Raw genomic sequence first — 13,124 nt, 5'->3', positions numbered from 1 at the left:
TGGTGAAAGACAACTTATAACTCCTGTAAGTAACGCAGCAGCTTCGCCAGTGCGTGTGCGACTGTTTGTTCGCGTACCGCGTGGCGGTCGCCGGTAAATATCAGTCGTTCGGTATGTGTGACGCCGCCCACGACCCAGCCGAAGCAGACTGTGCCAACAGGTTTGCCGGGAACGGCACCGGTCGGACCGGCAATGCCAGTGGTGGATAAGGACACATTGCCTTCTGAATTTGCGATCGCACCTTCGGCCATGGCGGCAGCGATTTCTTCGCTGACCGCACCGTGCCGGGCAATCAGTGCCGCCGGGATATTTAACAGCTCTGATTTGGATGAATTGGAATAGGTAACGAAGCCGCAGTCAAACCACTCAGATGAGCCGGCGATTTCGGTGATGGCCTGCGCCACACCGCCACCGGTACAGGATTCGGCGACCGTCAGTAACAGCCGTTTTGCTTTCAGTTCGGTGCCGATTTGTGCTGCAAGTTCAAGTGCGTTTTGCATGGTGGGTCTCCCGTCTGGTTTTTGTTTGCGACTGTTAAGTCAGGTTCACTTTACCACCATGTAGTGCAGAAAGTGAAGACGCGGGCTTGATCGCAACATCGAAGCATGAGTTCTTACAACTGCGCTGCAAAAGTTGGGGCGGTGGCACTACACTCTCACCATGTGCGCCAGAGTGCGATGACCAGCAACGTGAAAAATGCCGCGACGATGTCGTCCCACATGACGCCGAATCCACCCTTCAAGTGGCGATCGAAATAGCGGATAGGTGGCGGTTTGACCATATCAAAAAAGCGGAAAAGCAGAAATGCCCAGGTTTGTGTGCGCGCATCTGCCGGCAGCACAAACAACAGCACCGCCCAGATCGCGATGATTTCATCCCACACCATGCTGCCATGATCAGCAACGCCGAGATTTTTTCCTGTGACTTTACACGCCCAGATGCCGATCAGAAAGCCGATGACGATAATCCACGCCCAGCCCACGGTTGTAAAAATTTCCGGCCAGCGCTGACTCAGTACATTAAAACTGAGCCAGCCGAACAGCGTGCCCATCGTGCCCGGCACGGCGGGCGATAAGCCGCTGCCGAAACCTTGCGCCAGAATATGCGCAGGGTGACTCAGCATGAAACGCCAGTCGGGGCGGATAATGATCTTGGATTGCTGCAGGTCTGGCGTATCTGACGTGTTCATGGTGTGCTGAAATGATCAAAAGAATGGAGTGTCATGCAAACGGGTTGCAACTGATCATCGATCAGACGCAAACCTGCGGCCGCTTCAATCTGGCCAATCCGGGTGACGGGTGTATTGCTTGCGAGCCCAGCGGCGATGATGTCGGCCCGACGTGCTGCCGGTGCGGTGAAGCACAACTCGTAATCGTCACCGCCCGTCAGCGTGAATTGACGGCGCAATGTCTGATTTTGTTGCTGCAAAATTGGCCCGGCGGGTAACTGATCGATAAACAAGGTGGCACCGAGACCTGAGCGTTCGAGTATATGACCGAGATCGCCTGCAAGCCCATCAGAAATATCCAGTGCCGCATGCGCAATGCCGCGCAAGGCCATGCCGAGTGCGATGCGGGGCGTAGGCTGATGCATGCGCTGCGCTGCGCGTTGGTGATCTGATTCACTGAGCGTCACTTCTTTCCAGTACGCAGCCAATGCCAGACGCGCATCCCCCAGCGTGCCTGAGACCCAGATATCGTCGCCGCTCTTTGCCGCATCGCGTCGCAGCGCGCTGTCTTTCGGCAGTTCGCCAAAAATAGTGATGCAGATATTCAGCGGGCCTTTGGTGGTATCGCCACCGATCAGACGACACTGATGCGCATCTGCCAGCGTCAGCAAGCCACGTGCAAATTGTTCCAGCCATGCCGGATTGGCTTCGGGCAGGGAAAATGCCAGCGTAAATCCCAGTGGCTTTGCGCCCATCGCAGCCAGATCCGAGAGATTCACCGCGAGACATTTGTGCCCCAGCAGAAATGGATCGGCGTCCGGAAAGAAATGCCGGCCGGAGACCAGCATGTCGCTGGAAATGGCGATCTGCATACCAGGCGTGGGATTGAGCAAGGCGCAGTCATCGCCGACACCGAGTGCGAGCACGGCGTCCGGTGCGGAATGGTGCGCAAAATAGCGCTTGATTAAGTCGAATTCTGAGAGCATGCGCGCATTGTACCCAAGGATGACGGCGGCGCGACACTCCTGACGCGACCGTGATGCAGGATTTGTCGCGCGCCGAATGGAGACTCCGTCAGCTTACAAGTCGCCTTCAACGCGCCTTCAACACGTCATCAACGCGCACGAACAATTACAGGTCATTGAATACCGATGGGCGCAAGGTTTCTGCGTTGCGTTGGCATCCCACGTTTCCCTCTTTTACCCGTCGTTTTTAAGAAAAATGGGGAGTATGTGAGAAAAACACGCTTATGTCCTTATAAATAAAGGGCGTAGAAAAATACTGGGGGGAGTATATTTAACGCCCAAATTGCCTTTGGAGACGCTTTTTACCCATGTTGCACGCATCGGTATGCGCGTTTTCAGGCTGTCGCTGCGGTCTTTACTGTGCCCAGTTCGCTCAATAAAGCATTCCGGATTTTCGCTTCCTGCGGCGCCACCGCGAAGCCGCGCATGACACCGTCATTGTCGATAAAGCGGCAGATACTGGCGGATATTTCCGGCTGACTGTCGCTCTGCTCGTTTTCCCATTGCCCGCGCTTCATGACTGCCAGCGGCGGTGCTACCAGTGCTATCGGATAACTTGGCGTTTTTACTAAGACTGGCGCTGGTTTAAAGTCGATCGCGGTCGGCGTTCCTGCCAGACTTTGCGCAATCGCGCGCGCCGCCGCCATGATCGGTGCGACATACGGCAGCGAGATGCAGTTGCCATCAGCTTGCGCATACTGTGCGCAATCACCCAGCGCATAAATGCCTTTGACGCTGGTTTGCCCGAACTGATCGACCAGAATGCCGCGTTCGGTTTGCAGATGCGCTTCCTGTGCAAGCCGGATATCCGCACGCAAGCCTACTGCCGACAAGATCACATCGACGTCAATGTGTTCGCCGTTGGCCAGCGTGATCCGCAAGCCGGTGTCGGTGCGGTCGATACTGCTGCTGGTGGTGCCCAGCTTGAACTGCACCTGCCGCGCTTGCAGCGCCGTTTGTAATCCCGCAGAAATCACTGGTGGCGCGAGTGCCGCCAGCGGTGCTGGATTAGGATCAATCAGGGTGACCTGATGGCCTCCGGTACGCAAATCGTCGGCAAATTCGCAGCCGATCAGACCGGCGCCGATGATGGCGACGCGGGCTGATGCGCCGGCAGCGCTGAGTCTGTCACGCAAGATTGCATAGTCATCCAGCGTATTTACCGATAACACCTGATCGGCAGCGTTGCCTGCGAACGGCAGACGTATCACCTGCGCGCCAACCGCCAGCACCAGTTGACTGAATTCAAAATCCCCTGCATTGGTGTGAACCGTTTGCTTGGTCGTATCGATTCCGCGAACCTGTGTTCTGGTCAGAATGGTGGCATTGATTTGTGCTGCCATCTGTTCCGCCGTCTGGCTGCGCAGATGGCTCGCGGTTTTGCCTTGTGCAAACGCGTTAGACAACATGGGCTTGGAGTAAAAGCCGCCGTCATCGCCGGTGATGATCAGTACAGGTGTGGTTTTGTCCAGTTTGCGGAATTCGCGGGCCACGGTGTAGCCCGCCAGACCGGAACCGATGATGGCGACGGGCTTCATATCAGATTTCCACCATGTCAAAATCAGCTTTGGCGACGCCGCAGTCCGGACATTCCCAGTCGGCTGGAATGTCATCCCAGCGTGTGCCTGCAGGGATGCCTTCTTCCGGCAAGCCCAGTGCTTCGTCATAAATAAAACCGCATACGATACATTGATAAGTTTTCATATTGTCCTCAGATTCTTTGCTTGTTTTTTTGATGGTGTCAGCGATGCCGCATTGATAGAGCGGCGTCGCCGGAATGTCCGTGGCACCGCTGCTTAGGCTGTTTTGCTGGCTTCGAGTACTGCCCGATAGTGGTTCGCATGGCGCTCTTCGACTTTTGCCAGCGCGGCAAAGCGTTTGGCAGCGATGGCTAAAGTCCGCTTAAAGTTTTCAGCATGTTCCTTAGATTCTGCGATTTGCTCATCGTACTCGGCGACAGCAGCGTGATTGCCTTCTTCCACGGCGAGGTGGCGGAATTTTGGATACATTTCTGTGTATTCATAGGTTTCTCCTTCGATGGCAATTTCTAAAGCCCGTTGTGGTGTCAGTTGCGCCTTCGGATACAACAGATCGAGATGACCGAATGCGTGCATCACTTCCTGATCTGCGGTTGCTTCAAACGCCTGTGCTACATCTTCAGCGCCGGCTTCACGTGCCAGCTTGGCAAAATAGCGGTACTTAATATGCGCCATGGATTCGCCTGCAAACGCAGCTTCCAGGTTTTGTATGGTGACGGAAGGGTTTTTCTGGGTGCTCATATGATTCTCCTTGGTGATCGTTGTTTTAAAACGTTTTCTATCAAACATGTAGCAATGATAGATATTTGCAATTGATTCGTAAATTTAATTGTTTTTATTTATTTGATAGTTATTGGCTATTTTTGCCAAGGGGATTGCGGTGATTCTGATCTGTGTGATTTCCTGAAAAACCTGAATGTCGTGTAAATACGTATGAAGTTAGAGGGTTCCCTCTGCTAGAATCATGAGCGGATAGTAAGTTTTGAGTAAGCAAAAATAGAAAGAGGCAGCCCCACATGGATTCGTCATCAGATCAAAAAGAGCAAATACGTCAGCAGTTGCGCCAGGCCGCACTGGAATATCATGAGTACCCGACGGCGGGTAAAATCAGCGTGACACCAACCAAGCAACTGACAAATCAGCGCGATCTGGCGTTAGCGTATTCCCCAGGTGTGGCGTCTCCGTGCGAGGAAATCGTTGCCGATCCGACCGCCGCATTCAAATACACAGCACGCGGCAATCTGGTCGGTGTGATTACCAACGGTACTGCAGTGCTCGGTCTCGGCAATATCGGCCCGCTGGCATCGAAGCCAGTGATGGAAGGCAAGGGTGTTTTGTTCAAAAAATTCGCCGGCATCGATGTGTTTGATATTGAAATCAACGAACCTGATCCGGACAAACTGGTTGATATCATCACCTCTCTGGAACCGACTTTTGGCGGCATTAATCTGGAAGACATCAAAGCGCCGGAGTGTTTTTACATTGAGCGCAAATTACGTGAACGCATGAAGATTCCGGTCTTCCATGACGATCAGCACGGTACAGCGATCATTGTGGGTGCAGCGATTCTGAATGGATTGAAAGTCGTTGGTAAAGATATTAAAAAATCGAAACTGGTGGTGTCCGGTGCGGGTGCCGCGGCGCTGGCCTGTCTGGATCTGATCGTTGATCTCGGCTTCCCGATTGAAAATATTTATGTGACCGATCTGGCCGGTGTGGTTTACAAAGGCCGCACTGAGTTGATGGATCCAGATAAGGAACGCTTTGCGCAGGAAACTTCTGCCCGCAGCCTGAAAGAAGTCATTGAAGGCGCAGACATTTTCCTCGGTCTGTCCGCTGGCGGCGTACTGAAACAGGATATGGTCAGAATGATGGCTGATAAGCCGCTGATTCTGGCGCTGGCAAATCCGACCCCGGAAATTCTGCCGGAAGAAGTCAAGGCGGTGCGTGATGACGCGGTAATGGCAACCGGCCGCTCTGACTTCCCGAATCAGGTGAACAACGTTTTATGTTTCCCTTATATTTTCCGTGGTGCGCTCGATTGCGGTGCCACGACGATTACACGCGAAATGGAAATCGCTGTGGTGCACGCGATTGCAGAGCTGGCGCAGGCTGAACAGTCTGACGTCGTTGCTTCAGCGTATGGCATCAGCAACTTGTCTTTCGGTCCGGAATACCTGATTCCTAAGCCATTTGATCCGCGCCTGATGATCAAGATCGCGCCGGCAGTTGCAAAGGCAGCCGAAGAGTGCGGCGTGGCAGCGCGTCCGATCAAAGACATGCAGGCCTATGTTGAGAAGTTGCAGCAATTCGTCTATCACAGCGGCACCTTTATGAAGCCTTTGTTCCAGCTGGCGAAAAAGGCACCTGCAGATCGTAAGCGTATTGTTTATCCGGAAGGCGAAGAAGAGCGCGTTCTGCGTGCTGTTCAGGTCGTTGTTGACGAGAAGCTGGCAACACCGATTCTGGTGGGACGCCCGCATATTCTGGCGCAACGCGTCGAGAAATTCGGACTGCGTATTCGCCCAGGCGTTGATTTTGAAGTGATCAACCCTGAGTTTGATCCGCGCTACCGCGAGTATTCCAAGACTTATCATGAGATGACATGCCGTAAAGGTGTGACTGAGCAGTACGCAAAACTGGAAATGCGCCGTCGCCACACATTGATAGGATCGATGATGATCCATAAGGGTGATGCTGACGGTATGATTTGTGGCACGTTTGGCAGCACCGGTCTGCATCTTAACTACATTAATCAGGTACTTGGAAAGCGTAGTAATGTGAAGGTCAATGCGGCGATGAATGTGCTGGTCTTGCCGGATCGTCAGCTTGTTCTGGTTGATACGCATGTGAATGAGAATCCGACCGCTGAGCAAATCGCTGAAATCACGATACTTGCCGCAGAAGAAATGCGCCGTTTCGGTTTGTTGCCAAAAGCAGCTTTGTTATCGCATTCTAATTTTGGTTCCAGTAACAGTGAGTCTGCGCAAAAAATGCGTGCTGCACTGGCGATCATTCAGCGTGAAGCACCGGAGCTCGAAATTGATGGCGAAATGCACGGTGATACCGCGCTGGATTCCGCTTATCGTAAAAAAATGATGCCGAATTCGACTCTGAAGGGTGATGCGAATTTATTAGTCATGCCGAATATCGATGCGGCTAATATTGCCTATAACCTGTTGAAAATTACCGCTGGCAACAATGTCGCGATAGGACCTATTTTGCTGGGTTGCGCAAAACCGGTCCATATTCTGACGCCATCGGCGACAGTCCGTCGTATCGTTAATATGACAGCCTTGTGTGTGGTTGATGCACTTGCTCAACGCTGATTAATCTCACATTGATCTTCTGAAAATAGCCCTGCGTTCGAAAGAACGCAGGGCTATTTTTTTATCTGCTTTATCTGCAAGAGTTAATTTACGCCTAAAGTCGTTGCTGCAGTCGGACCGATATTCATTAAAATAATTAGCCGTATTTCTTGCGAATGCGGAGAGGCTTTGCGATAGACCGGTCCCGCGCTGAAATGCGGGGAAGAAAGTGAAGCGCTGCAATTAAAAAAGCAGCCAGACAGTCAACAGACCGAAGTCAGGCCAAGCGATTTGATTGGTGCGCGCACAACGAAGTGAATGCGCTGAGAAGAAAAAGCGGATCTGAAGCGTGAAGGGAGTTGACAGTGAGGGTGAAGTGCTTCATAATCTCGTTTCTCTGCTGCTGACGCACACAACGATGCGAAGCAAAACTCGGAAGAGTTAAGTAGAAAAGAATGTAAGTATTCGCGGTTCTTTAACAATGTCGCTCACTCAAAATACTGACAGTTCAGATTCCATTTCTGAAATCCGTCTTGCTTTATTTCTTGTGAAGCATTTGATATTTTTTAAGCATGCCAATCAGTTCAACTGATTGGTGCGCTTTCATCAAGTGCTCACATTTATTGACTGTTAATTGTTAAAGAACCGCGAATACTTACATTCTTTTCTACTTAACTCTTCCGAGTTTTGCTTCGCATCGTTGTGTGCGTCAGCAGCAGAGAAACGAGATTATGAAGCACTTCACTCTCACTGTCAACTCCCTTCACGCTTCAGATCCGCTTTTTCTTCTCAGCGCATTCACTTCGTTGTGCAGGCACCAATCAAATCGCTTGGCTCGGCTTCGGTCTGTTGACTGTCTGGCTGCTTTTTTACTTGCAGCGCTTCACTTTCTTCCCCGCATTTCTGCGCGGGACCGGACGATAGCAAAGCCTCCACCTCCGGGCAATCTGTGAGGGAGATTATTTTGATTAATAGGTGTCACTACTTTTTAATTACATGGGTTTGCAGGAACAATTAACTGTCGCACTGACCGTAACAGGTAAAATATCACTTTCAGAAGAATTAAATACTAAACAGTTTTTACTGATTAGTTATATGGACCCCATCTATGTTACGCATCACCGACTTAAAACTTCCTTTAGATCATCCAGAATCCGCATTGAGAAGCGCCATATTGGAACAATTGGCGATTCCTGAATCGGATCTTATCGGCTTCAATGTGTTTAAGCGAAGCTATGATGCAAGGAAGAAGACCGCCATCATTTTGATCTACACCATTGACGTGGAATTAAAGAATGAGTCCCAGGCATTGGCTCGTCTGAAGAAACACTCCAATATTGGCCCAGCGCCGGATACTAATTATAAGTTTGTAGCGCATGCACCCGACAGCGATTTCAAACGGCCACTTGTTATCGGTTTCGGTCCTTGCGGTCTGTTCGCTGCATTATTGCTGGCGGAAATGGGATATCGCCCGATCGTTTTAGAACGAGGAAAAACCGTCAGGGAGCGCACAAAAGACACCTGGGGATTATGGCGCAAACGTGAATTACAACCTGAATCCAATGTGCAATTTGGTGAAGGTGGTGCAGGAACGTTTTCTGATGGAAAACTGTATAGTCAAATCAAAGACCCAAAGCATTACGGCAGAAAAGTAATCACTGAATTTGTGAAGGCAGGTGCGCCGGAAGAAATTTTGTATGTCAGCAAGCCTCACATAGGCACCTTTCGCCTGGTGAAGATGATAGAAGAGATGCGGCATAACATTGAAGCACTTGGCGGCGAGATTCGTTTTGAACAGAAAGTAACTGATATTGATATCAAAGACGGGAAAGTCTGCGGAGTCTCGGTGAATGATGGTGAATATATCGCATCAAATCATGTGGTACTGGCGATCGGTCATAGTGCACGCGATACATTTCAGATGCTCTACGATAAAGGTGTTTATATAGAAGCCAAACCGTTTTCAATTGGTTTTCGCATCGAACACCCGCAATCCGTCATCGACAAAGCACGCTTTGGCCCGAACGCAGGAAATGAGATTCTGGGTGCAGCAGATTACAAGCTGGTGCATCACGCCAAAAATGGGCGCTCCGTGTATAGCTTTTGCATGTGCCCGGGAGGAACGGTCGTAGCTGCGACATCGGAGCCGGGACGCGTGGTGACTAACGGGATGAGTCAGTATTCACGTAATGAGCGCAATGCAAACAGTGCAATTGTTGTAGGCATTTCTCCGGAAGATTATCCCGGGCATCCACTCGCTGGGATTGACCTGCAACGCAAGCTGGAGGCGCGCGCCTACGAGATGGGTGGTGAAAATTACAATGCTCCGGGCCAGCTTATCGGGGATTTTATTAAAGGGGTTAAATCAACGGAACTGGGTAAGGTGATACCGTCCTACAAACCTGGTGTGACGCTGTGCAATCTGGCAGATGCCTTACCTGAATTTGCGATTAATGCCATACGTGAAGCGATTCCGGAATTCGATAAAAAAATCAAAGGTTTTGCAATGAGCGATGGCATTCTCACAGGCATAGAAACCCGGACCTCTTCGCCTATACGGATTAAACGAACCGATGACAGCTTACAAAGCCTGAATACTAAAGGACTGTATCCTGCTGGCGAAGGCGCTGGATATGCGGGAGGCATTCTGTCTGCAGGTGTCGACGGGATCAGGATCGCTGAAGCAGTAGCTCTCGATATCAATGCCAACGGTTAATTCTGCAAACTAAAATCAGAACGAGCAATTCCGTGGAAACCTGACTCACACAAAGATTGCTCGATTCTGATCATCACCAGACAGCGTCAGAATAAAGGTTCAATCATCTTTAGCACCATCGATACCCAACTCATGTATTTTGCGGGTGATCGTATTGCGTCCTATACCCAACCTGACAGCTGCATCGTTTTTTCTTCCATGCGTATATTTGAGCGCAGCCTTAATTACGACTGCTTCAAATTTATCACCTAATTTCACAATCACTTCCGGTTGTCCCTGTGAAAGCATCGACATCGCCTCCTCTTCCAGCAAGTCAATCCAGCTTTGGGCAGGATAAAGCTGACGATCAGGAGTGGAAAGAGAGACATGATGCGACGAAGCCAGCTCAGAAATGCTGCTCACACCAAGCTCAGCCTCAGTTCTGTGCGTTGTCGCTGCGACCCCGTTAGCTTGTTCACTTGAAGGAAACAAATCTTGCGGCAAATCAAGCACTTCCACTGTCTGACCCGGCGCCATGACGGTGATCCAGTTACACAGATTTTCTAATTGGCGGACATTGCCTGGAAAATCCAATCCAGACAAAAACTGCAAAGCCGATTCCGATAAACGCTTAACCTCAACGCCAAGTTGCTTCGCGCTTTGAGACAAGAAAAATTTAGCCAGCACCGGGATATCTTCACGACGCTCACGCAGACTAGGCAAACGCAGGCGAATCACATTCAAGCGATGGTATAAATCCTCGCGAAACAGGCCTTCGCGAACTCTGGTTTCCAGATTCTGATGAGTCGCCGCAATGACACGCACATTCGCCTTCATGGGCTGATGGCCGCCGACCCGATAAAAATGACCATCCGACAGCACTCTCAGTAATCTGGTCTGTAAGTCGAATGGCATATCACCAATTTCATCCAGAAATAAAGTACCGCCCTCTGCTTGTTCAAAACGACCACGTCGGGTCGTCTGCGCCCCGGTAAATGCGCCACGCTCATGACCAAATAATTCAGACTCCAACAAATCCTTAGGAATCGCGGCAGTATTCAGCGCAATAAAAGGTTGAGACGAGCGCGGACTATGCTTATGCAAGGCGCGGGCAACCAATTCCTTACCACTACCGGACTCGCCGGTAATTAACACGGTCACATTCGATTGCGATAAACGCCCTATCGCACGAAAAACATCCTGCATTGCAGGTGCGTGGCCAAGAATTTCCGGCGCTTCAGAAATCGTTTGTTCGACGCTGGACTCTCGCAGACTCTCATCCAGAGCGCGGCGTATCAGCTCAACCGCTTTATCCAGATCAAATGGCTTTGCCAAGTATTCAAACGCCCCGCCCTGAAAAGCAGCGACGGCAGAATCCAGATCTGAGAATGCAGTCATGATAATCACTGGCAAACCAGGATGTTTCGCTTTAACGGTTTGCAATAATTCCAGGCCTGAAGCGCCGTGCATGCGAATATCAGAAACTAAGACCTGTGGCGTGTCCGATTGCAACGCCGTCATGGCATCACGCGCATTAGTAAAACTCTTGGTCGTCAGATTTTCTCTTGCAAGCGCCTTCTCAAGCACCCAGCGAATTGAATCATCGTCATCCACTATCCAAATAGGTTTCATATTTTTTTTAGTTCCAGGTTTGAACATATTGATTAGCAAAGGCGCTAACTTGCACTCATAAAGCGTTTCCCCCATCCGGCTTCAGGGCAGAGGAATAAGGATCCTGAAATCAGTACAACCGGGACGACTCTCGCATTCAATCACGCCCATATGCTGATCAACAAAGGTTTGCGCTAAAGTCAGCCCGAGTCCGCTGCCACCGTCTCTTCCCGAAACTAAAGGATAAAAAATACGATGGAAAATTTCGGGCGGGATTCCAGGACCGTTATCTATGATATGCAAGTCTAATGCCAACCTGTATCTGACCTTCGCTAAAGTAATCTGCCGGACGACACGGGTTTTAAAAGTCAGCTCCGCATCACCGTGACGAATACGCTCGGCCAATGCCTGCGCGGCATTGTGGGCAATATTCAGTACTGACTGTATCAACTGCTCCTTATCACCTCGGAATTCAGGTATCGACAAATCGTAATCCCTGTGAATAGTCAGCCCCTGCGGAAATTCCGCTACGATCAGACTACGGACCCGTTCACACACTTCGTGAATATTGACATCACCCACTATGTGAGGAAGTCTGTGCGGAGCCAGCAAACGATCAACCAAGGTTTGCAAACGGTCCGCTTCTTTAATAATCACTTGCGTATATTCACGCAGTTCCTTGAGCTGTCTCTCAGGCAGCTCAAGCTCCAGTAACTGCGCGGCTCCCCGGATGCCTCCAAGCGGATTTTTAATTTCATGTGCAAGGTTACGTATCAGCTCCTTGTTTGCCTTGCTTTGATCCAGCATCCGCTCTTCCCTGTCGAGTTTGAGTTGCTGGACGTTTTCGCGGAATTCAATCAATACCGGCGTCTCGGGATTATCTAATGCGGTGACAATGCTGTGCACATGTAACGGTTCTCTGCCTGCACGCTCCAGAGTCAGATCCTGACGCTTATCGGCAAAATGATGAGCAACTGCCTGATGAAATACCGCCTGCAATTCATCCCCGTTCAAAAATAAAGCATTGAGCTTTTGGTCGATCAGGGATTTCGCTGAACAATCCAGCAATATCTCCGCAGCTGGATTAGCGAACTTAATACTGCCATCAGCGTTAAAAACGATGACAGCAGAGCTAAGCAGCTCAAGTCCGGCAAATGCCGGCAGGGTAGAGAGAGAATTTTTCACCATAATCCATAAAAAAAGGCCGCATCGTGCGACCTTATTATGCAAGCATCATGCCCGCTGCTTCAATTTGGAATCTGAAAAGCTGCGATTTTGCATTATTTCAGGTTGGAAATTTCACGCCGCAATGCTTCAATGTTCTTTTCAGTGCGGCTGATGCTATCTTTCAACATTGCAGTGCGTTCCTGATATTTTGCGTAATTCCGCTCATCGCCACGGCGCTCGGGTTCGCCATTGTTGTACTCTTTTTTAAGATCGGCCAGTTTTTGCTCTTCCGCTTTGAGCTCATCCAACAAAATTTGCCGGCGATCTGAATCTCTCGCCTTCTGTGTTCCCTCATCAACCTTAGGAAAATCAGCAGGACTGGAGGCAGATTTCGCCTGCGTTTTTTTAGGAGCGGAAGGCAAAGCCGGTGCAGGAACAACCGTAATACCGGGCAACTCGACTCTCTTACAACCTTTCGTTGCGCCAGTATTTTTGTATTCTTTCTTGCCATTATCGTCGACACATAAAAAAACATCTGCCTGCGCGTGCGCAATATTTTGGATGGCGATTAACGAAATAAAACCAATCAATAGTCGCTTCATATTCAATCAC

11 protein-coding genes are annotated in these 13,124 nt (G+C 50.3%); 2 read left to right on the top strand and 9 right to left on the bottom strand.

All coding sequences use genetic code 11. From position 1 onward, the window contains the following. Positions 1-14: 14 nt before the first annotated feature. The 6 genes from ACOTSW_RS11985 to ACOTSW_RS11960 form a co-directional block, all read right to left on the bottom strand. Positions 15-500, bottom strand: a complete 486-nt coding sequence (locus ACOTSW_RS11985) for a CinA family protein (protein WP_423679317.1) — start codon at positions 498-500, stop codon at positions 15-17. 155 nt (positions 501-655) lie between these two features. After that, positions 656-1,189 carry a phosphatidylglycerophosphatase A gene (locus ACOTSW_RS11980; RefSeq protein ID WP_423679316.1) on the bottom strand — a complete coding sequence of 178 codons (534 nt, stop codon included), beginning with the start codon at positions 1,187-1,189 and terminating at the stop codon, positions 656-658. Then, positions 1,186-2,154 (bottom strand): thiamine-phosphate kinase, encoded by a 969-nt coding sequence (thiL, locus tag ACOTSW_RS11975; RefSeq protein ID WP_423679315.1) that lies wholly within the window; start codon positions 2,152-2,154, stop codon positions 1,186-1,188. Before thiL ends, ACOTSW_RS11980 begins: the two co-directional genes overlap by 4 nt. A 374-nt stretch (positions 2,155-2,528) precedes the next feature. Then, positions 2,529-3,731 (bottom strand): FAD-dependent oxidoreductase, encoded by a 1,203-nt coding sequence (locus tag ACOTSW_RS11970; protein WP_423679313.1) that lies wholly within the window; start codon positions 3,729-3,731, stop codon positions 2,529-2,531. A 1-nt stretch (position 3,732) separates the two neighbouring features. After that, complete coding sequence (locus ACOTSW_RS11965) at positions 3,733-3,897, bottom strand: rubredoxin (RefSeq protein WP_186898524.1); 165 nt, start codon at positions 3,895-3,897, stop codon at positions 3,733-3,735. Positions 3,898-3,989: 92 nt separating this feature from the next. Beyond that, the gene (locus ACOTSW_RS11960; protein WP_423679312.1) at positions 3,990-4,472 is read right to left on the bottom strand and encodes a rubrerythrin family protein; all 483 of its coding nucleotides are present in this window, start codon (positions 4,470-4,472) and stop codon (positions 3,990-3,992) included. A gap of 275 nt (positions 4,473-4,747) precedes the next feature. Here ACOTSW_RS11960 and ACOTSW_RS11955 point away from each other — a divergent pair, with 275 nt between their 5' ends. Further along, positions 4,748-7,060 (top strand): NADP-dependent malic enzyme, encoded by a 2,313-nt coding sequence (locus tag ACOTSW_RS11955; protein WP_423679311.1) that lies wholly within the window; start codon positions 4,748-4,750, stop codon positions 7,058-7,060. A gap of 1,087 nt (positions 7,061-8,147) precedes the next feature. Next, positions 8,148-9,755: an NAD(P)/FAD-dependent oxidoreductase gene (locus ACOTSW_RS11950; protein WP_423679310.1), complete on the top strand. Its 1,608-nt coding sequence runs from the start codon at positions 8,148-8,150 to the stop codon at positions 9,753-9,755. A gap of 99 nt (positions 9,756-9,854) precedes the next feature. Here the strand turns inward: ACOTSW_RS11950 and ntrC are convergent, their stop codons facing one another. From ntrC to ACOTSW_RS11935, 3 genes are all read right to left on the bottom strand, one after another. Next, on the bottom strand, positions 9,855-11,366 hold the full coding sequence (ntrC, locus tag ACOTSW_RS11945) for a nitrogen regulation protein NR(I) (protein WP_423679309.1): 1,512 nt from the start codon (positions 11,364-11,366) through the stop codon (positions 9,855-9,857). Positions 11,367-11,447: 81 nt separating this feature from the next. Continuing rightward, complete coding sequence (glnL, locus tag ACOTSW_RS11940; RefSeq protein WP_423679308.1) at positions 11,448-12,530, bottom strand: nitrogen regulation protein NR(II); 1,083 nt, start codon at positions 12,528-12,530, stop codon at positions 11,448-11,450. A gap of 95 nt (positions 12,531-12,625) precedes the next feature. Continuing rightward, positions 12,626-13,114, bottom strand: a complete 489-nt coding sequence (locus tag ACOTSW_RS11935) for a DUF4124 domain-containing protein (protein ID WP_423679307.1) — start codon at positions 13,112-13,114, stop codon at positions 12,626-12,628. Positions 13,115-13,124 lie beyond the last annotated feature (10 nt).

The organism is Undibacterium sp. WLHG33, from assembly GCF_049544815.1.
Lineage (GTDB): Bacteria > Pseudomonadota > Gammaproteobacteria > Burkholderiales > Burkholderiaceae_D > Undibacterium.
Note: the sequence above shows the minus strand (reverse complement) of the source record. Positions and strands in the feature narration are given on the sequence as shown.